The organism is Flagellimonas aequoris (assembly GCF_003584165.1).
GTDB classification, from domain to species: domain Bacteria; phylum Bacteroidota; class Bacteroidia; order Flavobacteriales; family Flavobacteriaceae; genus Flagellimonas; species Flagellimonas aequoris.
Genome location: NZ_QXFJ01000008.1, coordinates 127,906 through 150,348 on the forward strand (window position 1 = coordinate 127,906; position 22,443 = coordinate 150,348).

At 43.6% G+C, this 22,443-nt stretch carries 23 protein-coding genes; 4 read left to right on the top strand and 19 right to left on the bottom strand.

The features are described from left to right. Nucleotides 1-60 precede the first annotated feature (60 nt). From rpsB to rplM, 3 genes are all read right to left on the bottom strand, one after another. Nucleotides 61-1,149 carry a 30S ribosomal protein S2 gene (gene rpsB / locus D2U88_RS01535; protein WP_119638539.1) on the bottom strand — a complete coding sequence of 363 codons (1,089 nt, stop codon included), beginning with the start codon at nt 1,147-1,149 and terminating at the stop codon, nt 61-63. A 210-nt stretch (nt 1,150-1,359) separates the two neighbouring features. Next, nucleotides 1,360-1,746, bottom strand: a complete 387-nt coding sequence (rpsI, locus tag D2U88_RS01540; RefSeq protein ID WP_119638540.1) for a 30S ribosomal protein S9 — start codon at nt 1,744-1,746, stop codon at nt 1,360-1,362. After that, nucleotides 1,746-2,201: a 50S ribosomal protein L13 gene (gene rplM / locus D2U88_RS01545; protein WP_119638541.1), complete on the bottom strand. Its 456-nt coding sequence runs from the start codon at nt 2,199-2,201 to the stop codon at nt 1,746-1,748. Before rplM ends, rpsI begins: the two co-directional genes overlap by 1 nt. A 343-nt stretch (nt 2,202-2,544) precedes the next feature. Between rplM and D2U88_RS01550 the strand changes: the two genes are divergently transcribed. Both D2U88_RS01550 and D2U88_RS01555 read left to right on the top strand, forming a co-directional pair. Further along, nucleotides 2,545-5,103, top strand: coding sequence for a DUF5916 domain-containing protein (locus tag D2U88_RS01550; protein ID WP_235855694.1), 2,559 nt, complete (start codon nt 2,545-2,547; stop codon nt 5,101-5,103). 67 nt (nt 5,104-5,170) lie between these two features. Beyond that, entirely contained in the window at nt 5,171-5,629 is a 459-nt protein-coding gene (locus tag D2U88_RS01555; RefSeq protein ID WP_119638543.1) for a lipocalin family protein, read from the top strand. Between the two features lie 19 nt (nt 5,630-5,648). Here D2U88_RS01555 and hisC read toward each other — a convergent pair whose 3' ends face one another. The 7 genes from hisC to hppD all read right to left on the bottom strand — a co-directional run bounded on the left by hisC (nt 5,649) and on the right by hppD (nt 12,946). After that, nucleotides 5,649-6,746 carry a histidinol-phosphate transaminase gene (gene hisC, locus D2U88_RS01560; protein WP_119638544.1) on the bottom strand — a complete coding sequence of 366 codons (1,098 nt, stop codon included), beginning with the start codon at nt 6,744-6,746 and terminating at the stop codon, nt 5,649-5,651. A gap of 125 nt (nt 6,747-6,871) precedes the next feature. Next, a complete protein-coding gene (locus D2U88_RS01565) occupies nt 6,872-7,600 on the bottom strand; it encodes a GIY-YIG nuclease family protein (protein ID WP_119638545.1) in 729 nt (242 codons plus the stop codon). A 124-nt stretch (nt 7,601-7,724) separates the two neighbouring features. Next, entirely contained in the window at nt 7,725-8,183 is a 459-nt protein-coding gene (locus D2U88_RS01570; protein WP_119638546.1) for an SRPBCC family protein, read from the bottom strand. Between the two features lie 150 nt (nt 8,184-8,333). Beyond that, nucleotides 8,334-9,203, bottom strand: a complete 870-nt coding sequence (locus D2U88_RS01575; RefSeq protein WP_119638768.1) for a flavin reductase family protein — start codon at nt 9,201-9,203, stop codon at nt 8,334-8,336. Nucleotides 9,204-9,270: 67 nt separating this feature from the next. Further along, nucleotides 9,271-10,491, bottom strand: a complete 1,221-nt coding sequence (gene fahA, locus D2U88_RS01580) for a fumarylacetoacetase (RefSeq protein WP_119638547.1) — start codon at nt 10,489-10,491, stop codon at nt 9,271-9,273. Nucleotides 10,492-10,575: 84 nt separating this feature from the next. Next, entirely contained in the window at nt 10,576-11,733 is a 1,158-nt protein-coding gene (locus D2U88_RS01585) for a homogentisate 1,2-dioxygenase (RefSeq protein ID WP_119638548.1), read from the bottom strand. Between the two features lie 79 nt (nt 11,734-11,812). After that, a complete protein-coding gene (hppD, locus tag D2U88_RS01590) occupies nt 11,813-12,946 on the bottom strand; it encodes a 4-hydroxyphenylpyruvate dioxygenase (protein WP_119638549.1) in 1,134 nt (377 codons plus the stop codon). 178 nt (nt 12,947-13,124) lie between these two features. Here hppD and D2U88_RS01595 point away from each other — a divergent pair, with 178 nt between their 5' ends. Continuing rightward, entirely contained in the window at nt 13,125-13,571 is a 447-nt protein-coding gene (locus D2U88_RS01595; protein WP_119638550.1) for a MarR family winged helix-turn-helix transcriptional regulator, read from the top strand. Here D2U88_RS01595 and D2U88_RS01600 read toward each other — a convergent pair. After that, a complete protein-coding gene (locus D2U88_RS01600) occupies nt 13,556-14,305 on the bottom strand; it encodes a sulfite exporter TauE/SafE family protein (protein ID WP_119638551.1) in 750 nt (249 codons plus the stop codon). The genes D2U88_RS01595 and D2U88_RS01600 overlap by 16 nt on opposite strands. A gap of 276 nt (nt 14,306-14,581) precedes the next feature. On the opposite strand from D2U88_RS01600, the gene D2U88_RS01605 reads away from it, so the two are divergent. Next, nucleotides 14,582-15,145 carry a hypothetical protein gene (locus tag D2U88_RS01605; RefSeq protein ID WP_119638552.1) on the top strand — a complete coding sequence of 188 codons (564 nt, stop codon included), beginning with the start codon at nt 14,582-14,584 and terminating at the stop codon, nt 15,143-15,145. Nucleotides 15,146-15,190: 45 nt separating this feature from the next. On the opposite strand, the gene D2U88_RS01610 is transcribed toward D2U88_RS01605, so the two are convergent. The 8 genes from D2U88_RS01610 to D2U88_RS01645 all read right to left on the bottom strand — a co-directional run bounded on the left by D2U88_RS01610 (nt 15,191) and on the right by D2U88_RS01645 (nt 22,433). Beyond that, nucleotides 15,191-16,693: a serine hydrolase gene (locus tag D2U88_RS01610; RefSeq protein WP_119638553.1), complete on the bottom strand. Its 1,503-nt coding sequence runs from the start codon at nt 16,691-16,693 to the stop codon at nt 15,191-15,193. Nucleotides 16,694-16,841: 148 nt separating this feature from the next. Next, nucleotides 16,842-17,588, bottom strand: a complete 747-nt coding sequence (locus D2U88_RS01615; protein WP_119638554.1) for an SDR family oxidoreductase — start codon at nt 17,586-17,588, stop codon at nt 16,842-16,844. 65 nt (nt 17,589-17,653) lie between these two features. Next, a complete protein-coding gene (locus D2U88_RS01620; RefSeq protein WP_119638555.1) occupies nt 17,654-18,211 on the bottom strand; it encodes a Crp/Fnr family transcriptional regulator in 558 nt (185 codons plus the stop codon). Between the two features lie 30 nt (nt 18,212-18,241). Next, complete coding sequence (locus D2U88_RS01625) at nt 18,242-19,636, bottom strand: M61 family metallopeptidase (protein ID WP_147378501.1); 1,395 nt, start codon at nt 19,634-19,636, stop codon at nt 18,242-18,244. 90 nt (nt 19,637-19,726) lie between these two features. Continuing rightward, nucleotides 19,727-20,641: a PLP-dependent cysteine synthase family protein gene (locus D2U88_RS01630; RefSeq protein WP_119638557.1), complete on the bottom strand. Its 915-nt coding sequence runs from the start codon at nt 20,639-20,641 to the stop codon at nt 19,727-19,729. Then, complete coding sequence (locus D2U88_RS01635) at nt 20,638-21,120, bottom strand: MarR family winged helix-turn-helix transcriptional regulator (protein ID WP_119638558.1); 483 nt, start codon at nt 21,118-21,120, stop codon at nt 20,638-20,640. The genes D2U88_RS01630 and D2U88_RS01635 overlap by 4 nt, the downstream gene beginning before the upstream one ends. 136 nt (nt 21,121-21,256) lie before the next feature. After that, entirely contained in the window at nt 21,257-21,853 is a 597-nt protein-coding gene (locus D2U88_RS01640; RefSeq protein WP_119638559.1) for an SET domain-containing protein, read from the bottom strand. Between the two features lie 139 nt (nt 21,854-21,992). Then, nucleotides 21,993-22,433 (bottom strand): DUF1572 family protein, encoded by a 441-nt coding sequence (locus D2U88_RS01645; protein WP_119638560.1) that lies wholly within the window; start codon nt 22,431-22,433, stop codon nt 21,993-21,995. Nucleotides 22,434-22,443 lie beyond the last annotated feature (10 nt).

Below are 22,443 nucleotides of genomic sequence, written 5' to 3' on the forward strand. Positions count from 1 at the left end.
ATGTAAAGTAAAACACTATTCAAGTGTTTTGTTTTAGGACAATGTTAAATCAGGATTAGTTTATTCAACTCCTCCTTTAACGCTGTCTTGCCATTCTTTCAATTCATCCCACTTACCAGCGGCAGCCAATTTGGCTTGCTTTGGCCAGGAAGTTGGATCTAGGTGTGCCATGGTTGAGCTGGCCTCGGTCAAGATTTCCTTGATTTTTTCAGGAGCGGTCTTGGCAAGCTCGGCATATGTGGCAACCCCTTTTCCAATAAGGGCTTCTTCAGCTTTTGGTCCGATACCTTCAATTTTGGTAAGCTCATCGGCCTTTACCTTTTTGGGTGCAGCAGCAACAGGCTTGGCCTTTTTGGCTTTCTTGGCTTCGGTAGCATCGTCATCCTCATCATCGATCATAACGGCTTTAGCGTCCATTACATCTTCTTCCTCGTCTTCCTTATCGTTGTTCTTGTCGTTTTTGCGTTCTGCCAAACCAGCGGCAACGGCCTTGGTCACCTCTTCCAAGATGGCTTCTATAGATTTGCTGGCATCGTCATTGGATGGGATTACATAATCGATTGGCCTTGGGTCGGAATTGGTATCGACCATGGCAAAAATCGGAATGTTCAATTTTTGGGCTTCTTTTACGGCGATGTGCTCACGCATGGTGTCCACGATGAAAAGGGCACCAGGCAAACGGGTCATATCAGCAATGGAACCCAAGTTCTTTTCCAACTTGGCACGCAAACGGTCTACCTGTAGTCTTTCTTTTTTGGAAAGGGTGTTGAAGGTACCGTCTTTTTTCATCCTGTCGATGGAAGCCATTTTCTTAACGGCCTTACGGATGGTCACAAAGTTGGTCAACATACCGCCTGGCCATCTTTCAGTGATGTAGGGCATGTTGATTTTGGAAACTTTGTCCGCAACAATGTCCTTAGCTTGTTTTTTGGTAGCTACAAAAAGGATTTTTCTTCCAGAGGCAGCAATTTTACTGAGGGCTTCGTTGGCTTCCTCAAGCTTTGCAACCGTTTTGTAGAGGTTGATTACGTGGATTCCGTTACGCTCCATGTAGATGTAAGGAGCCATGTTGGGATTCCACTTTCTTGTTAGGTGTCCAAAGTGTACACCTGCTTCGAGTAAATCTTTTACTTCAATTTTACTTGCCATTTTAGTACTTAGTTTACGTTCCGTTGTAGTAGCAATGCACTGGTGGTCACTTTTGGTTCGCCCGATGCATTTAGATGCTAAACTAAATTCCAAAAAGTCGATACTTTTCCTTTTTGGAACAACGACAACTTGGTTAAAAATTTAACCCTGAAATTTGTTTCCAGGGTTTTCAATGAACTTATTGTATGGGTGCAAACGCACCGAAAAATATTAACGTTTGGAGAACTGGAATTTCTTACGGGCTTTCTTCTGACCGAATTTCTTCCTTTCCACCATTCTTGGGTCCCTTGTCAATAGGCCTTCTGGCTTAAGGACACCTCTGTTTTCCTCATTGATCTCGCACATGGCCCTGGACAAAGCCAAACGAACAGCTTCTGCCTGACCTGTGATACCACCACCGTAAACATTTACTTTTACATCGTAGTTGTCTTCGGTTTCGGTCAAAGCGAAAGGCTGCTTCACTTTGTATTGCAATGTTGCCGTGGTAAAGTAATCGTTCAAATTTCTTTTGTTCACGGTGATGTTACCGGAACCTTCGGAAACGTATACTCTTGCTACGGCAGTTTTTCTTCTCCCTATCTTGTGAACCACTTCCATTATTTGTAGTCGTTTAAGTTTATTGCCTTTGGTTTTTGTGCCTCTTGTCCGTGTTCGGCACCAGCGTATACTTTAAGGTTTCTGAAAATTTCTGCACCAAGCTTGTTTTTTGGCAACATACCTTTTACAGAACTTTCGATGATACGCTCAGGATGTTTGTTCAATACTTCTTTGGCACCAGCGGAACGTTGTCCTCCTGGATAGCCGGTATATCTCAAATATACTTTGTCATCCCACTTGTTGCCGGTCATGGTAATTTTCTCGGCATTGATGACAATAACATTGTCTCCACAGTCAACATGGGGGGTATAGTTGGTCTTGTATTTCCCCCTAAGCAATTTGGCTACTTTAGACGCCAATCTTCCCAAGGTCTGTCCTTCAGCATCAACCAATAACCATTGCTTGTCAACGGTAGATTTATTGGCGGAAATAGTCTTATAACTTAATGTATCCACTTCTCGAATATTATTGATTTAATAACCTATCCCGATAAACGGGCTGCAAATGTACAATTATTAGATTGAATTACAAACGGTTGCTCGGGAATATTTTTTGGCTTTTTTAAATTTTAATTTACCCAGTCCCGAAGCGATGCAAATTTCACTTTCTTTTTGTTAAAAAAAGCTTAAAAACAAAATGAACTGTAACTGTTCCCAAAAAGGGAGGTCTTTACAGTATCAATCCAATCAAAAAACTAACCAAGTGAAACAAGCACGTCTTTTTCTTGCTCTATTTTTATTTTCCTTTTTTCTCCACGCCCAAGATTCTACCCAGGTGGAAGTGCCCAAAAAGATATACATGACCCAACCTTTGGGTGAAGAGGACCATCCTGTAATCGATGGGGTTTTGGATGATGCCGCTTGGAACCTTGTGGAGTGGGGTGATGATTTTATAGAGCAGCGTCCGGATGAAAATACACCACCGAGCCATCAGACTAAATTTAAAATTGTTTATGGTCAAAAGTCTTTATATATAGGTATACGTTGTTACGATTCCGAACCTGACAAGATTGTAAAGCGGTTGTCCAGAAGAGACGGATTTGAAGGGGATTGGATCGGGGTCTTTATCGATAGTTATCACGATAAACGAACCGGTTTTGGCTTCATCGTTAGCGCGGCCGGTGTAAAGGGCGATGTGTTGGAATCCAACAACGGTTCCAATGAAGATGACAGCTGGAACCCCATTTGGTACGTGGCCACCAATGTTGATGATGAAGGTTGGACTGCCGAAATGAGAATTCCTTTGAGTCAGATTAAGTTCGGTAATGAAGAAGACCAAGTTTGGGGGCTGCAGGTGATGAGGCGCTATTTTAGGGATGAGGAACGTTCCGTTTGGCAACGTTTGCCAAGGGATGTGGCTGGTTTCATCAGTGAGTTTGGGGAGCTTCACGGATTGAAGAACATAGAGCCCCAAAAGCAATTGGAGATTCAACCCTACACCGTGGCCAAAATGGAAACGTATGAGGCAGAGGCTGGAAATCCCTTTAGGGATGGGAGCGACAATGATATTACGGGAGGGTTGGATGCCAAGATCGGTATCACCAATGACCTTACCTTGGACCTTACCGTGCACCCCGATTTTGGTCAAGTAGATGCTGATCCTTCGGCCATTGCACTGGACGGGTTTCAGATTTTCTTTCAGGAAAGACGACCTTTCTTTGTGGAGAACAAGAACATCTTCGATTTCAGTATTTCGCAATCGGAGGCAGGCAACACCTTTGGTTCGGATAATATCTTTTATTCAAGACGAATTGGTCGTAGTCCCCAAGGATATCCCAGCACGGACGATGGTGAATATGTAGATCAACCGAACAATACCCCGCTCATTGGAGCGGCCAAGTTCAGTGGGAAGACCAAAAACGGATGGGCCATTGGGGTTCTCGAAAGTGTGACGGCCCAAAGGCAGGCCACCATCATCAATGGAGAAGGGGATAGAAGAAAAGAAATGGTGGAACCCCTCACCAATTATTTTGTGGGTAGGTTACAAAAGGATTTTAACGAACGCAATTCGTATATCGGCGGAATTTTTACGGCCGTCAATAGGGAAACCCTTCCACAAGAGCTCAACTTTTTACATGATGCCGCTTTTACAGGGGGATTGGACTTTAAGCACCAGTGGAACAATCGGGATTGGTATGTTGGGGGTAATATTACAATGAGTCATGTTAAGGGTAGTATGGAAGCCATCACCAATACCCAGCAATCCATCACGCATTTGTTCAATAGGGTAGATGCCGATCATGTGTCGGTGGACACCACCCGAACCTCACTTACAGGTTCCGGGGGAAACCTTCAGATTGGGAAAATAGGGAACGGCCATTGGAAATTTGAATCTGGGGCAACCTTCAGATCTCCGGAACTGGAATTGAACGATATCGGTTTTCAACGTCAGGCAGACGATATCCGCCATTACACTTGGATAGGGTACCAGACCCTGAAACCGGACAAGACTTTTAGGCAGGTGGGCATCAATTACAACCACTGGACCGCTTGGGATTTTGGAGGCAACCACAATTATATGCAGTTCAATACCAACAGCTGGCAAAACTGGAAGGGAAACTGGTTTACCAATGCAGGGTTCAATTATGCCGTGGTGGACTATTCCAATTTTGCATTACGGGGTGGACCTAGGTTGAGGAATTCCCCTTGGATGAGTTTTTGGAACAGCATCAACACGGACAATCGAAAGAAGATCAGGTTCTCCTTTTTCCATAATGGAAGAAAGGCGATCGACAATTCTTTCAAGTCCTATTATATGGAGGGAGGGTTTGTGTATCAACCCATAAATGCCCTCAGGATTTCGGCCTATCCATCGTTGGAAATCAATCATGACCGTATGCAATTCATTGACAATTTTGATGATGTGAACGGCTCTCCAAGGTATCTCAATGGAAAAATAGACCAGCGTACCTTGAGCATGTCCTTCCGTTTAAACTATACCATCAACCCTAACTTGACTATCCAATATTGGGGACAGCCCTTTATTTCCAGAGGAAGGTATGGCGAGTTCAAACACGTGTCCGATCCATTGGCAAAAGGGTTCGAAGACCGTTTTATGCAATATTCGGATGCACAGACTTCCTTTGCAGATGGAACCTATTCCATTGATGAAAACCTGGATGGTGTAACGGATTTTAGTTTTGATGACCCGGATTTCTCCTTTGTCCAGTTCCGTTCCAATTTGGTGATTCGATGGGAGTATATTCCAGGGTCCGAAATCTTTTTGGTGTGGTCCCAGGACGTTACTCAATCCGGAAATCCGGCAGATGGACTTTTACCTAGCTTGGGAGACAATATTTTTGGACAAAAACCGCACAATATCTTTTTGTTGAAAGCTACGTATCGATTTGTATTGTAAAATCACGTAGTCGAAATACTACAAATAATCTTTGTTCGTTGTTTTATACATAACTAAAACTGGTATCATGAAACAAAGATTTTATATGCTTTTGTTGGCTTCGGCCCTAATAATTTCCTGTTCTTCAGACGATGGAGAATCAGATGGTTCTTCCATTGTAGGTACTTGGGATGCCATTGAGTTTAACATGGGTGAGGCTGTAGACTTGAATGACGACGGTACTGCTTCCGATAATTTGTTGGATGAATTGGACTGCTTCGCATCTACTGTTACCTTCACAGCAGATGGCGGATATTCAACAGCAACTACAGGTATTTATTTTGAGGCCAGCGAAAGTAGTTTTTTCATTACTTGCGACGGCGTCGAGACCACTTCGGGCACCTATACCCTTGATGGAAATACTTTAGTGACCTTTGATGAAGATGGAGAAGTGGAATCAACAGTAACTGTAACCAAAGACAGATTGGTGGTTACGGGAGAAGACGAAGATTTTGGTCAGGTAACCTTGGTCTTTGAAAGGAGATAATTAAAAACGAACTCGCGGTTCAAGATTTTATTTTCAGTAAAGCTTTTACACAAGCTTCATTGGCTTCTTGGTTACCTATGGTAATGCGTACTTTTCCCGGGGCGCCAAATTGCGAAACGGGCCGCACCATAATACCTTCTTCCATCATCCGATCCGTGAATTCCATTTCAGGCAATGGAGGGTCGATGATAAAAAAGTTGGCTTGACTTGGCCAGTATTTGATGCCGATGTTATCAAATGCCTGGGCGAGATATTTTCTGCCATCCAGAACGGTTTGCACGGTTTTCTCTATAAACTCTGAATCGTTCAAAGCACCAATGGCCGCCTCAATAGAAGTCAAGGGCAACAGAAAAGGTTTTTGGATCAACCGAATATAGTTGGCAATGGTTGGGGTGGTGTAGGCATAGCCGATACGCTGACCTGCCAAACCATAGGTTTTGGAAAAGCTGTTTAGACCAAGTACATTATGTCCCGCCAAAACATAGGGTAGGGCGGTCACATAATCCTCCGCATCCGCAAAGTGACGGTACACTTCATCAAAAACGATGAGAATGTTCTTGGGAACCCTTTCCAAAAAGTCGTCCAACAAGGATTTGGGAATATAGGTACCTGTTGGGTTGTTCGGACTGGTGAGGAAAATGATCTTGGTATGCTCCGTAATGGCGTTCAAAATCCCTTCCACATCCAAATCGTAGTTGGGGGAAAGCAAAGGAATGTCGATGGTCTTCGCCCCGTACCATCTTGAAAAAACGGAGTAGGGCAAAAAACAGGGGTTGGAATAGATGACCTCGTCCCCTTCATTAATAAAGGCCCTCAAGATGATATCAATGATTTCGGAACCGCTATTGCCGCATAGGAATTGCTCGGCACTTAATTTTCCATCAAAATCCTTCACCAAAGCTTCCCGTAGGCGCATGTCGGTTTGGTCGGGGTAGATGTCGATATGTTCCAAGGCCGCTTTCATGGCCGCAACCGCTTTGGGTGATGCACCCAAGGGGTTCTCATTGGAGGACAATTTATAGATTTTTTTATCGGAGGGCGGAATGTTCTTTCCTCCCTTATAAACCTCTTTGGGCTCCAAATGGGCCTTAAAGATGGATTCGATGTTTTTTTTCATTTTTCATTTTAATGCTTGGCTTATTAAGCTAGTAAGCTTAATAAACATTTTACTGCCAGTATAGAAGGTATTCACGCATTTCTTTTGATTATTTTCCGCCACTTTGCTGTTGTACATATTCTATTTTACATGAATCGTCTTCGTTTAAAGGCTTTTATATCATTATTGTTCAATGCAAACCATTCTCCTTCTAATCTTTTTTTGGCAAACCTTTTATGCCAATATGCTTCAATTCCTACCGTATCATCTGTCTCAATTACGTGTATTTCTTCGGTCTTGAAGGGCATTTGAATTTTTATTTCTTTATAACGTTTTGCAGCATCCGTACTTCGTCCAATTTTGTATTCCTTGCCATGTTTTAGAAGATATACATGGCCAGATAATAATGAATTGTCAGGGGTATAGATTTCTGGCTCTTCAGGTATATTATCTATGTATTCATTACAGATTTTTAGAACATCATCCCATTCATTGTATTTTAAACAAAAATCATGAATTGCTTTGACTATTTCATCTTTGTTTCCAAGACGTTTTCTAATAGTAACGACGCTTGGAAAAGTAGAATCAGAACGTTTAGTTATTTGAAATTCAGGTTTGGTGGGAATTCTACCTAATTGTCTTGTAAGTTCTACAATTCGTAAGAGAATTTCATCTAAATTGATTGCTGATTCTCCAAATTGATTTGGCTCTAATCCTGCTGCAATTTGAGCGTCACTCCATTTTGTCCAAAAGATTCCATACCAATCTTCTTTTCTAATTCCAGTTTCTTCACGGAACCTATCCATACTCAATGGTTTGCCATCATTTTCTGAAGTGGTTCTAATCAGTTCAGATATTATGTGTTCCTTATTCATAGAATTTAATTGCTTTAAAGGAACCTCAAATTGGAAAAAAATGAGGTATTATTTATTTGAAATCTTACAATCCCTCCCCAAACAACAAATACGCCATGGCTTTTTCCAAATCTCTTCCTAGATTTTATTTTTCAGCAAGCTCCTTTAGCTTGTTCAACGCCTTTGGCCAAGTTGTGTTAAAATAATCAAGGTAGTCGTTCGCTACATCCGTCTCTACGGTCAACGTGGTTACGCCGTTATGCTCCTGTAAAGTATAATTTTCCAGGCTGCCTGCCCATTTTTCAACCTCAGGACCTTCCGTAATTTCAGTATCACCATCCAATATTCCATAATGACGGATGGAAACAAACTGGAAGGGAACATTGTCCGCAATTTCAGACACCATTCCACCTCTTTTTCCGTTTTCATCCGTTCCCACAAAGTATATTTTTGATCCCTTTTCCCAGCTTCCTTCATATGTGGAGGTAGGGTTAAATTCTGACGTCCATTGCTCGTAGGTTTCAATAGTGTCCATACCAAGCATGGTGTTGTAAACCTTTTCAGCAGATGCCTTAATGTCTTTTTTGTATTGTACTTTTTTCATGATGTGTGGATGGTTTTAAAATAGTGGTTTCTTGATGTATAAGTTTGGCAGATAACCTTAACAAGTTACGCCAACTTGTTTTATTGAAACGTAAAAACAAATATCAAATCACCTCGCCTGATTACATTGACATTCGAATCTTTAGGGTCGTTACTTATGCTCCCCAAATAACAATAACGCCATAGCCTTATCGGTGTCCCCTTCTTCCAAAATACGTTTTGCCAATACATGAATTTCTTTTTTGGAAAGGTGTTTGGCATGCTCCGCTACACTGGCGATGTCAATTTCTAGGGCAGAGGGCAGGCTTTCCACATTGCCCAATCGTCCCAGATTGTTGCCGGTAAGCACTTCGCTTTCCCGAATGCCTTTTGGCAAAGCATCCACCCCAATGCCATGAGTACGTAGCGGTTTCGGGATTTCAAACAACGAATCCTTGATGGCCCGGATGTACCAATTACCGCCCATACGGCCCACAAGGTCTAATTTTTCGGTGTCCAGAATGCCATCGGTAAAATAGGCATCGTCCACATGGATAAGCTCCACCTTGGCTATGATGAGGTTTCCTGCTCCGGGTGTTTGGGCCAATTCGATGACCTCTTGCACCGTACACTCAAAAGAAACGGGGGATTCTGCCACGCGGGGAGGTCGTACCTTTTCACTGGGGACTTCGGTAAAGCCCGCCTTTTGAAATTCGTTTACCCCTTTGGCATAGGCCGTACTGGAAAGCGACATCTGTTCCGCCATGTTGTGGTTCACAATGTTGATGACCACCTCGGGGACTTCCAATACGTTTTCATGGGTGTGTTTCAAGGAATTGTCCCTGCCGCTTCGCGAAGGCGAAAAGATCATGATGGGTGGATTGGAACTGAACACATTGAAAAAACTGAACGGGCTCAGATTCACGTTCCCATCTTTGTCGATAGTACTGGCAAAGCAGATGGGGCGTGGGGCTACTGCCGTGAGCAAAATGCTGTGCAGTTCAGGTTGGCTTACTTGGGTTGGGTCTACGGTTTTGATCATGAGTACTGTTATGTCATTCCCGCACTTCGCTTTGCTCAGCATAAACTCCAGCGGGAATCTTTTTGAATTATTTCACAGGAAGCACTTTCGTGGAAACTTCCCCGAAACCGACCCTAATATCGCCATTTTGGGCGAAACCGCGAAGGGTTACCGTATCCCCATCGTTGATAAACTTACGTTCCGAACCGTCCTTCATTTTTACGGGTTTGGTGCCCATCCAGGCCAGCTCCAACATGGAACCAAAGGAATCGTCTTCCTTGCCCGAAATGGTACCTGAAGCCATCATATCACCCACATGGATATTACAGCCATTCACGGTATGATGTGCCAACTGTTGTGCCATGTTCCAGTACATATACTTGAAATTACTATGGCAAACGGTGGTTTCTTCGCTTCCATCGGGAGTGATGCCCACTTCCAGGTTGATGTCGTAGTTTTTGTCACCTTCATAAGCCAAATACGGCAATACTTTTGGTTCTTGTGTTGGACCTGCCACTTGAAAAGGTTTCAAGGCCTCCAAGGTCACCACCCAAGGCGAAATGGAAGAGGCGAAATTCTTCGCCAAGAAAGGTCCAAGCGGCACATATTCCCATTTTTGGATGTCGCGTGCGGACCAATCGTTGAACAAGACCAACCCAAAGATGTAATCCTCGGCCTCCTCAGTGGGGATGGAATCACCCAATTGGGTATCCTTTCCGCAGATAAAACCTATTTCCAGCTCAAAATCCAATCGTTGCGTGGGTCCGAATACCGGAGCGTCCGCATTGTTGGGCAAGGTTTGTCCTTTGGGTCGATGGATAGGTTGTCCACTCACAATAATGGAACTCGCCCTACCATGGTAGCCCACAGGAATATGTTTCCAGTTGGGCAAAAGGGCATTTTCGGGGTCGCGGAACATCTTGCCCACATTGGTGGCGTGTTCTATGCTGGAGTAAAAATCGGTATAGTCCCCCACCGAAACGGGCATGTGCATCTGGGCTTCGGATTGCTTTACAAAAAGCTCGGGTTTTCCAGCCAAGGGTGAATGGTCATCCTTCAGCCAATATTGGATTTTTTTCCGCACCCGATTGGTGATTTCCTTTCCGAGGGAAATAAAATCATTGAGGGTATCCTTTTCCAAAACGGCCGTGTTGAATTCGAACACATCGAGTTCCGCCACGGCGGCCAAATCTAGGATATGTTCCCCAACGGCCACGCCAATGCGTGGACTTCTGTCTTCGGTGGAAAAAATCCCGAAGGGAATATTATGGATGGAAAAGTCTGAGTTTTCAGGGATGTTTATGATCATGAATACGTTTTTATGTCATTCCCGTGAAAACGGGAATCTTTTCTTTTATGGATTCCTGCTTCCGCAGGAATGACAGCATGGATTTTACTCCAACCAAGATTTGTAATATTTGCCATCATCAATTTTAAGTGCATTTTCAGTGACCATCAACGGTTTGAAGGTATCGATCATCACTGCCAATTCCTCCGTACTCTTTTTGCCAATGCTGGCCTCATAGGTGCCTGGATGCGGCCCATGTGGAATACCCGCCGGGTGTAACGAAATATACCCGGGGCCAATCCCGGTGCGGCTCATAAAGTCCCCATCCACATAATACAATACCTCGTCCGAGTCTATATTGGAATGGTTATAGGGAGCTGGAATCGCTTTCGGGTGGTAGTCGTATAACCTTGGGCAGAATGAACATACCACAAAGGCACTCGTTTCAAATGTTTGGTGTACTGGTGGCGGTTGATGCACACGACCTGTAATGGGTTCAAAATTGTGAATGGAAAATCCGTAGGGAAAATTATATCCGTCCCAACCTACCACATCAAAAGGATGGCTGGCATACACCAATTGGTGCAACATGCCCTGTTTTTTGATTTTCATCAAAAACTCTCCTTTTTCATCAAAGGTCTGAAGGTCTTGCGGCAATTTATAGTCTCGCTCACAATAAGGGGAATGCTCCAACAACTGCCCGAACCAGTTTCGGTACCGTTTTGGGGTATAGATGGGATGAAAGGATTCCGCATACAGGATACGGTTATCCTCGGTATCAAATTCGATTTGGTAGATCATCCCACGGGGAATGATAAGGTAATCCCCATATTCAAAAGGAATGTTGCCCAAAAAGGTTTTCAGGGTTCCAGACCCTTTGTGGATGAAGAGCATCTCATCGGCATCGGCATTCTTGTAAAAATAATCCGTGATGGATTTTTTAGGCGCAGCCAAGCCAATGTGCACATCGTTGTTCACCAAAAGAGGCTCGCGGGCTTCCAAAAAATCATCCTTAGGCTGCACATCGAACCCAATAAGTTTTCTACTGGTGATGTTCTTTTCCACCGCAATTTTGGGCGACATGTCAATAGCCTTCCCAATTTCCTTTACCTGCGTAGGGCGATGGACGTGATAGGACAGGGACGACATGCCATCGAAACCGATAGTGCCGAAAAGCTGTTCATAATAGAGTCCTCCGTTCGGTTTTTCGAACTGGGTATGCCGTTTATGCGGAATTTTCCCGAGTTTGTGATATATAGGCATGGGATGAGTGTTTAGTTATAAGTGCCAAGTTTTAAGTAAAACCAATTACTCAACATTCAACACTTAAAATTTACAACTATTAATGTAACGTGCCTCGTAATTCCTGTTCACGTTCAATAGCTTCGAACAGTGCCTTAAAGTTACCTTTTCCAAACGATTGTGCACCCTTTCTTTGGATGATTTCGAAGAACATGGTTGGACGTGGCTCCACCGGCTTGGTGAAAATCTGAAGCAGGTAGCCTTCGTCATCACGATCTACCAAGATACCCAGTTCCCTCAACGGGGCGATATCCTCATCGATTTCCCCAACACGGTCGGTCACGGCATCGTAATAGGTGGCAGGAACCTGAAGGAATTCCACACCGCGACTTCTTAAATCGCGAACAGTTTTGATGATGTCATCGGTGGCCACGGCAACGTGCTGCACGCCTTCACCCTCATAAAAATCAAGGTATTCCTCAACCTGGGATTTTTTCTTTCCTTCGGCAGGTTCGTTGATCGGGAATTTGATACGACCGTTCCCGTTGCTCATCACCTTGCTCATCAAAGCGGTGTATTCTGTGGAAATGTCCTTGTCGTCAAAAGATAGGATATTTCGGAACCCAAGCACATCTTCGTAAAAGCCCACCCAATGGTCCATCTTGTTCCAACCTACGTTGCCTACCATGTGATCTACATACATGAGTCCTGTGGAAGTTGGATTGTAATCCGGGGTTTCCCATTTTTTGAAACCTGGCAAAAAAGTGCCATTGTAATCTTTTCGTTCGACAAAAATGTGAACCGTTTCACCATAGGTGTAGATGCCCGAACGTACCACTTTTCCAGTTTCATCTTCCTCAACCTTGGGCTCCATATAGGATTTGGCCCCGCGCTCCATGGCTGCGTTATAGGCATAGGTAGCATCGTCTACCCAAAGGGCAACTACTTTAACACCATCACCATGTTTGTCAATATGTTTCCCGATTTCGGTGCCACTTTTTAACGGGGAGGTCAGTACCAAACGGATTTTGTCCTGTACCACCACATAACTTTCACGGTCCTTGAGTCCGGTTTGCAATCCGGCATAGGCCAAGGATTGAAATCCAAAAGCGGTCTTGTAAAAGTGGGCCGCCTGCTTGGAATTGCCCACATACAATTCAATATAATCCGTGCCGTTGATGGGCATGAAATCTTGTGAGGTATCCGCTGATTTGTTTAGGGTCGATGTTTGCATAATGTGCTATCTTTTTGTTGTTCAGTCAATTTTGTTGTTGATGCAACAAAAATAACTATTTTTGGATACGAAAACGCTTTCGTGGATTAAATTTTAGGTTAAAATTGATGGTTGTGGTCAGAATGCCATTAAGCCCATCAAAAACTGAATTGCTATTTTTGTGGCAATTGTTGGAAAAATGCTCAATCGAATCGATGAAATACAGGGGATGGGTCTACACTTGGACCTGGTACTCCGAAAAATTCAAAAGGCCTATCTGCTTGCTTTTGATGCACTTGGGGTGGATATCACCATTGAGCAATGGGTGATTTTATACCAAATCCATCAGCTGGGTGAAGAAGCCAGCCAAAGGGATATTGTAAAGAGTAATTTCCGTAATCGGGCCACTACTTCACGGGTCATCGGTGGCTTGGAACGCAAGGGCTGGATTACCAAAACCCGATTTGAGGGAGACCAAAAGCGTTTTAAATTGGCCTTGACAACAGAAGGGCAAAAAATCTTGGACTTGACCCTTCCTTCGGCCATGCAGTTGCGAAAATTGGCCGTGAAACAAATCGATTCTTCCGAATTCGAGATTTTTTTAAAGGTGTTGGACCAAATCGGGGATAATTACGAGGAAAGTTGACCCCAGTGGTCAAAAGCCAACTTGGCAATGGTGGCCAAACCGATAAGAAGAATGAACAACAAGCTTAGGTTCCTGAATTTATCCTGGGGAATGTGGTACAATATCCGTTTGCCCAGATAGGTGCCCACCAAACCGATGACAAATAGGAAAGGGAGGTAGGTGAGTTCCAGTTTTCCGATATAGCCATTTTCGTAGTATACAAAAGTTCGGGAGAAATCGATCATAAAGTCGATAAAGGCCGAAGTGGCGATAAAGGCATTTTTTTCCAGATTGAAGGCGGCCATGGTAAGTCCTCGAATGGCACCCCCGGTACCCAAAAGTCCTGCGGAAAACCCGGATAAGGTGCCTCCAATAATGGCATTCTTTTTATTTGGAAATACGATTATTTCACTTTTTATGAGAAATAAAAGGCTGAAGACCACCAAGAAAACCCCCAAAACTATTTCTAGGGCACCACTGTTTACCCATTTTGACATAAATCCGCCTAAAATCACAAAAACCACTGAAGGTAGCCCGATATAAAGCAACAACTTTTTGTCCAATCCCTTTTTAAAGAGCCATATCTTACTTAGGTTACTGGATAGGTGGAAAATCGCCGTCATCCCCAGGACGGAATAAAAATCAAAGTAAAAATTACCGATGGGAACAAAGAAGACCGAGGAACCAAATCCTCCAATGGTACCCACAATCTCGGCTACCAACGCCAATAACAGAAAAATATAGTTGATTTTCATTGCTTGACTTTACAAAATGAAAGATACTCTTTTTAGCACAGGTAAAAGCTGACTTAAGTTTGTAGCGCATATTCTTTATATGGTCTTTTTGGATATAATGGGCCTTTATGACATTGAGTTTTGATGCAATTTTTGATGAATTATGTCATTTTAACCAAAAAAAATCTTAAAATAAGGTTGTTAGGGTAATGGAGCATAGAAACTGGTCAATCTATTGGAAGTAGGGGTAGGAAAACTGCTGCAACTTTGTCCCTGTATACGTTAAACTATACAGCTATGAAAAAAATGAGCTTTTATCCAACGTTATGGTCAACAGCGCCTTATACCCCAAATGTAATGGCGGATTGGTATGCCTCCCCAGAGAAGGGGGCCGAGTTGATCTTGAAAAATGAGGCTGCCGAAGCCCTCAAAGTTTCTGAAATGTCCCTTAACATTATCAAGTTCTCCGCATTGGATGAACATGGTAATGAGCACTTTATAATCGATTTTCCTGGTCAGAACCCTGTTTCCCTAAAGGGAATTCCTTCTGGAAGCTTCTTGCGTTCCAAAAGCGTTCTTTCCTTACCCGAAGGAAACTACACCACCCTACGCTTTTATTTGGCAGGATGGGGTAACCAGTTCATTTATCAGGATGGGGTAGAGGAATCCGCCAACCAATTTGAACGCTTGGATTTTATCGTGGAGAACGGCTTCCAAGCGAAAGGTGGAGAGGCCCTGGAAGTTAAATTGTGGTTCGATTTTGCTCCATTTCAGTGGAAGCGACACTTTAAACCGCTTACGGATTTGTTTATAAGGAGCAAAAGCCCAAGACCACGATTGGCCAACAGCTTTGGCAATTAAATACTATGAAAAAGGAATGAAAAAGGTGCCGACGAGGCGCCTTTTTTAGTTCTTCTTTTCAAAAGTTTCCCCAAAGGCATCAAAGGATGACACTTTGCCATCCGACCCTATCTGAAAATTGAAATCAATCTCTGCGCGATAGGGGTTTTCCTTGGTGGACATGAAAGTGTTGTACTGCCAGTGGTACGTGGGTACATTCAAAAAATTGTTGAAATCGATATCAAGCCCATTGTCCGATTTCGTCACCTTGGCGGTGCCCAGCATGGCATGTGTATATTCCCCTTCATAGGCTTCAAGGGGTAATGTGGTACTGGTTCCCTTTACACGATCGTTGCGTAATTTTTCATAATACTGCTTTTCCTGTTCCTTGAACTTGGAATAGAGTTGGAACACTTCTTTGTGCCAATCCCGACTATTGTCATCAAAAGCGAAAAGGTCCATGGCCTTGTACAGAATGGCGTGCCGCAACTCGGCATGATCCAGGTTAGCAAACACATAAACGGCCACATCTTTATCGCGCATGATTCCACAAATGGCAATAAGTCCCCCGATGCTCCCCGTGTGGAAATCAAGCTTTTCACCACGGTAATCGTGCTGGAACCATCCCAAACCATAGGTTTTCCAATGCGGATGGGTCAATTGTTGGGTAGGGTAGAACATAGCATCGGTTACAAAGGCATGGGGTTTAAACAGGTAGTCGAAAGTAGACCTGCTCAAAATAGTGTCTTTCCCTACTACGCCATCGTTCACCAAATATTGCAGATAATTGGTAACATCCGATAGGCTGGCCCAGATCATACCGGCCGCCCCAATCTGGTCCGAAAGGTTATAATCTACTTGAACAATGCCATCATCCAGGTCATTGAGATAAGGAGTGGTGTAGTTGCCTTTTTTGAAAATTTCACTGGCCTTGGCCTCGGCGTCAGCCATACCAACAGGTTTGAAGATATTTTCTTTGACAAAATCGGTCCAATGTTGTCCACTTACTGCTTGGATTACCTCCCCTGCAATGGCATACATCACATTATTGTAATCAAAACCGCCCCGCACCGGATATGTTTTTTTGGAAAGGGCAAAGCGTTCAATGGTTTCTTTCGTGGAAGTGCTGTCCAAGGCCCATAGCAAATCTGCCTGCTGGATGCCCAGATTATGGGTCAAAAGATCCTGTACACGGGCTTCTTCGGTAAGGTACGAATCCGAAAGTTTAAAATAAGGCAAATGGTCCCGCACCTTATCAGTCCAATTCAGTTTTCCTTGATCTACCAAAATACCCAATGCCTGGCATACAATGGCCTTCGTGGTACTAGCCATGTTGAAGAGGGTATGCTCATCGACAGGAGCCTGGTTGTCCAATTGTTTAAAACCATAGGCTTTTTTAAAGACCACTTCCCCGTTCTTCACCACCACAGTGGCAAGACCAGGTATTTGCCAATCCTTCATGCCTTGTGTGGTCATGGCATCCAACACTTTGGCATTGCCCTTTTGTTGGGCCTGACCTGATGGGAAAATGAAGAAAAGTCCAGCGAGAAGTAGCAAGCGTGTTTTCATAGAGGAAAAGGTTGGTGGTTATTTCCCCTAATATACAATGAAATGTGATGGAAATGGACCGACCTTCAATTTATGGGGAGGATTCTCCCTACAGAAGCCCACTATCCTGATTTGATCTTATACATTTCTTGGGATGATAAGTTTTGGATCAGTCTTTTTGGAGGCCATTCACTTTTTTGAAAGCGAACTTTGGGGCTATTCTTGAGATGGTATAAAGCAATTTTGATCCTGCCACCCTAATTTCAGGAATTCCTTTTTCAAGCCCGGCTAGCATCTCCTCAACAGCCTTGTCGGTAGCTATGGCAATTTTTGGTGGGCTTCCTTTATGCCAAGGAGTCCTGACAGCGGGAAACATGACCTCGACAGTTTGAACATTGGAGTTTTCCGATTTCTTTCGGAACACCTGCGTAAAGGAATGGAGGGCGGCCTTGGTGGCATTGTAAAAAGGATAGTCCGCTCGGGGAGTGTATATTAAACCAGTGGTGATATTGATGATATGTGCATCTCTGTTTCTTTGTAGTTGTGGGAACAAGAAATGGGTCAATCTAATGGGAGCCATAAAGTTGGTTTCCATTTCCTGTTCGGCCATTTCGATAATACCTTCTGTGGCAAGGAAATCAACCTTGTGTACAATGGCGGCATTATTGATGAGAACGTTGAGGTCAGGATGTTTTTCAATGATCCAATCGGCCAATGCTTTGCATTGGTACCTGTCCGACAGGTCGCATGGAATGATCTCCAACTCGGGAAGCTGTTGTTTGGCTTCGTTCAGTCTTTGCTGTGAGCGTCCACAAATAATGACCTTGTTGTTGTTTTGGATGAACCGTTTGCTCATTTCCAGTCCTAGACCCGAGCCACCGCCCGTAATCAAAATGGTGTTGCCAGATAGTTTCATGTTATACTATTTTAAGATTATGGGACCAAAGTATAACCTCAAAACTATTGGGGCATTGATGTATGTTAAGTGGATAGATTTTTTCGGATTCGGCTCAAACTTTCAGGTTTGATGCCAAGGTAGGAGGCAATGATGGCCTGGCTGATCCTTTTATCAATACCGGGGAATTCTTTCAGAAAATCAAGATAACGGGTTTCCGCATTCAACAATAACAGGTCCCTTTCCCTTTTTTCCTTTTTGGAAAATCCTTTTTCAATGGATTTGAGCAAAAATTTGATCCAAAACACATCCGTTTCCTGTAGAACAAGCCATTTTTGGTAAGGAATGTTCAAAATCACCGCATCTTCCATGGCCTCAATGAAAAAATGGGAAGGGGAACGCGAGATCATGGCCGAATAGGAACTAATGAAATCAAGCTCCATAATAAGTCCTTTGGTGAATTCATCTCCCTTGTTATTGATGTATACATACCTGAAAAAACCAGAAAGGACGAAGGCAAAATTTTTGGGGACGTCCCCTGCCCGAATAAAATATTCACCCGCTTTTAAGTTTTTCACTTGACTAATGGAGAGCAGTGCTTCTACCTTGTCTTTTGGCATGATATTCAGTAAAGCTTCCTTCATTTGATTTTTTACCTAGTGCAATAGGTCATCTTATTTCTCTCTAGGTTCTTGCCATTGGTTCCAAACATCACTGAGGTCAACCCCTGTGGCCTTGGACATTATGGGTTCTATTTCATCATATTCAAATGCGCGTTGGTGGGTCTCCGTCCAATGCAATAATCCCAAAATAGCATCCTTGAACGATTTTTTCCCTTCGGTTTCCTTTTGGATCTGCATATCCAGATCGTGGGCAAAAAGGGCACCACGGGAAAATAGGTTCCTTCCAATCCTAAAATCCGCGGCATATTGGGAAGACCCGAGCAGGGATAGATCTTTAAGCGATTTTTCTTTGATAAAATTCGGGGCCTCATCCATATTACGATTAAAAAACTCCAAGATCTTTGGGTTTTGGAGTATATGGTAATACGAAATGTACCATGTAAATCCCTCGTTTAACCAAATGGTCTCGATCAAAGGGGCAAGCTGCCAAGCGAAGGGGCGATACCCCGTTCCGTAAGAGCGAAGGGGAACCCACGAATGGCCCATGTGGTGCACGATGCCCCCAATATTGGCATTGGCGTCATAGTTTTTTACAGCACGCGAAAGATCTCCCGTGAACGTCATACTATTTAAATGCTCCATAGAAAAACCATAGTCATGTCGGTCCGAAATAGGATGTATGAATTCCTGATAAATGGTATAGTGAGGCATGGGGATATAACCAAAATATTCTTTGAGCCCGTTCAAGGCCAATAACCCTCTTCTTCCAATCTCTTCGAGATCGACTTCCGTTTCGCTATAAATGGCTACAAAAAGAGGGATGGGCGAGCCTTCTACTTGATAGATTCGAGCAGCGTTGCCCAACATGAACTGCGCATCGGCCAGGATACCGAAATCTTCTATTTCAAAAGTTGCTGAACCCATGGGACGATGCAAGGTAGGAGCCAAGGTGCTGAAAATGGGCCATGTGGCATCTGTTTTTAGAGTCAAGGAAATCGGTTGGGTTTCCAGACCTTCCACAAATCCAAAGACGGAATAGCCCAACACTCCCAAATAATCTGTTCTGGATTTTGAACTGGCGCCTCCGTCCAATAATTGAGTTTCCATTTTTTCAAGGTCTACCTGATAGCTGACTTTGGCGAGCATTTCCTCTTTTCCTTCAAACGTGAAAAACGAACCTATCCCCAATTGGCCGTCCAAGGTCTTTCCCGATTCAGTATATCCTAAAACGTGGTCCACAAAAGCTTGGTAGTTGGTCAAGCTATAAGTGCCAGGTGCACTTCTGGGAATTACCAGTGCCACCTCTTCGGCCGATATGGGAGGGAAAGTAATCTCTATTTCAATGGTGTGGTTGCTGGGAGAATGACGCAACGTATAAGCAATCTTGTTCTGTCCTTGGACCGTCAACCCGAACAATAGAGTGAAAAAAATGCAAAGGATTTTCATAATGGTATCAGGTTGGTAGTTATTTGCCCTAAAATACAACGAATTAGACGCCAATCCGAAGATGAAGATCAAAATTTGGATACTGACCCATCACACAAATAAATCACCATTAAGGTATCTCAGCCCAGAGTCGATGATCACGGTCACAATTTTTTTCCCCGGACCCAAAGCTTTGGCCCTCTGAACGGCTGCCCATACATTCGCTCCTGAAGTGATTCCTCCAAAAATACCTTCCTTGGTAGCCAATTCGCGGGCCATTTTATAAGCATCCTCATCTTTTACAGGAATTACATCATCAATCAGGTCTTTTCTCAGAATGGAGGGGACAAAGGAAAGTCCGATGCCTTCCAATTTGTGTTTTCCAGTGGTGTCACCCCCGGACACGTTCCTAACATAAAAGGGCTCCACCGCCGTTACACGAAGGGTAGGGGTATGTTCCTTTAAAATTTCCGCATTGCCCGAAATACAACCCCCACCGCCTGCAGCCATTACAAATTCGTCTATTGGTGTGCCCAGGTCATTGATGATTTCCATTCCCATGAGGTGATAACCCAATTTATTATCGGGATTGTTCACTTGGTCGGGCCAAAAAACATCGGGTTCGGAGATCAACTCTTTGGCCCTGGCTATCATTTGGTTGATAATCTGCGCCGTTAGAACACCATTTTCAGCATGGATGATTTCCACTGTGGCTCCAAAGGCCCGCATGGTCTGTAGTTTTTCTTTGGCAAATCCGTTCGAAGAGACAAAATGTGCCTTGTAGCCTCGCATGGCACAGATCATGGCCAGTGAACTGCCCGTACTTCCGCCAGTATATTCCACCACTTTGCCACCTGGTTTTAGTTCGCCCCTGCGTTCTGCACCCTCGATCATGGAAAGGGCCATTCGGTCCTTCATGCTGCCCGTGGGGTTGGCTCCTTCAAATTTTACGTAAATATCGGCGCAGGAACTGTCGGTGATCCGTTGCAATTTTATTAAAGGTGTATTGCCTATATAACTTTTCATGGGTTTAGTCTTTTTATGGCCCTTGTACTAAAACTTTGCTCGGATTGTTGTTTTTCAAAATCGGACAGAGCTTCTAGGAACATGGGGTTGTTTTCCAGCATTTGTTCCACCGTTTTTTGGCCTGCGTTCCAAATCTTTTCGAATTTGGGGAGTTCCTTTTTGGCCTTTGCTGAAAGTTGGACTATTTTTTTTCGTTGATCATTTTGGTCCGAAGCAAAATCCACATACCCCATCCGCTGCATTTTATTGACCATTTTGGTAATGGCAGGTTTGGAGAGGTTGAGCCATTTGGCCAGGTCAATCATGGTAACCTGATTTTCCTGTTTTAGGGCCAAAAGCACCAAGTGCCAACTGGGTTCTATATCAATTCCTTGGTGGTCATAAAGTTCTTTGATGCTGTAGAACAGGGTATCGCTAAGCCGTTTGATGCGTGCCGTAACTCCCAAATATCCCAATTCCTTTAAAAAATCCTTTTCCATTTAGGCGATGTTAAATAGTTAACCAGTTTACAAATATAATATATTATAATTAACCAGTTAACTATTTTGGTAAAAAATAGAAAAGTAGGGTGGCATGTTTTACCCAGAGTTGAAGAGATGGTACGAAATGGGAATCTTATACTGTTACATTTCCATTATAGAAATTGGTCAAAATGGAATCCATTTCCTCTTTGCCTGAAGTAATGTCCTCAATTTTTTCCCAAAGCCATTCATTCAAGATAGGGCGTAGGGGTTGTTGTAGTTTGGTGATGGTGCCGAACACTTTCTTGATCTTGTTGTCCCATACCTTGTAGTATTTCAACAAATCATCGGGGTAGACCACTTTTCGGCGCGTGCCTTCATCCACGGCCCTGAATGGAATAGGAATGTTCAAGTAGCCATAATCGTCAGTGAGTTGCTCCCCGGTCTGTATGTCGCGGATGGCAATCTCAAAATCGTAAGCGGTGGTCAAACAATTGGAATTGAAACTGTGGTTCACATACCGGCCGTTGTCCCAACAAAGGATATAATTCCCCTTGTTGTTGCGAAAGGTGTAGGTGTCCAAAATGTTTTGGTAAATAGGGGCCATTTGTTGCAGCTCCATGGGAGTGAACTCGCGGTCCAATTCGTCGAGTACCCAGGTAATGGTACCTGCCGGAATGAACTTGGTGGCCACCACACCATACCCAATTTCGTTGCTGATAAAGCGTAATTCTGTATCTGGATGAATCATTTTATACGTAATGAATTTTCGAATGAAGGTATAAAATTGTTCGATCCGTTGATGGAAATTTTAGGGGCGCTAAATAAATTTATAAAAGCATATTAAACAGCTGTAAAACAATAGGTTAATTTGGATGAAAACTTGAATTTTAGTCCAATAATCTCCTGTGATAATTGATCTGCCCTAGGTGATAATTCAAGTGAGTGGCTAACAGGATCAATGTGTGCTCCATTCCAGTTGGCTTATCCCAAATGACAATGGGAAAATCACCCGACAATTGTTCTTGGGTCACGTTGTTGAGTCCGTTTTCAACCACTACGATCGTGTCATCAATTTGCTGCAGTAGCGTGGACAGCGGAATGTTGGTTGAGGAAAATTCCAAATCCCGCTGCCGAACATAGGACGTTTTGGCCAATCCTGCCCCAATAAAGGCATTGAGATTGCCCACGAGGTGCAAACATAAATTACCAGCCGAATTTGAAATGGATTTTTCAACAATCCAGATATGTGCTTCGGATTGATATTGTTGCAATTCGGTTTTCAGTTTTTCCAGGTCTCTTTTAAAGAGCCATTTTAAGGTGTCGATCATGTTGTTCTTT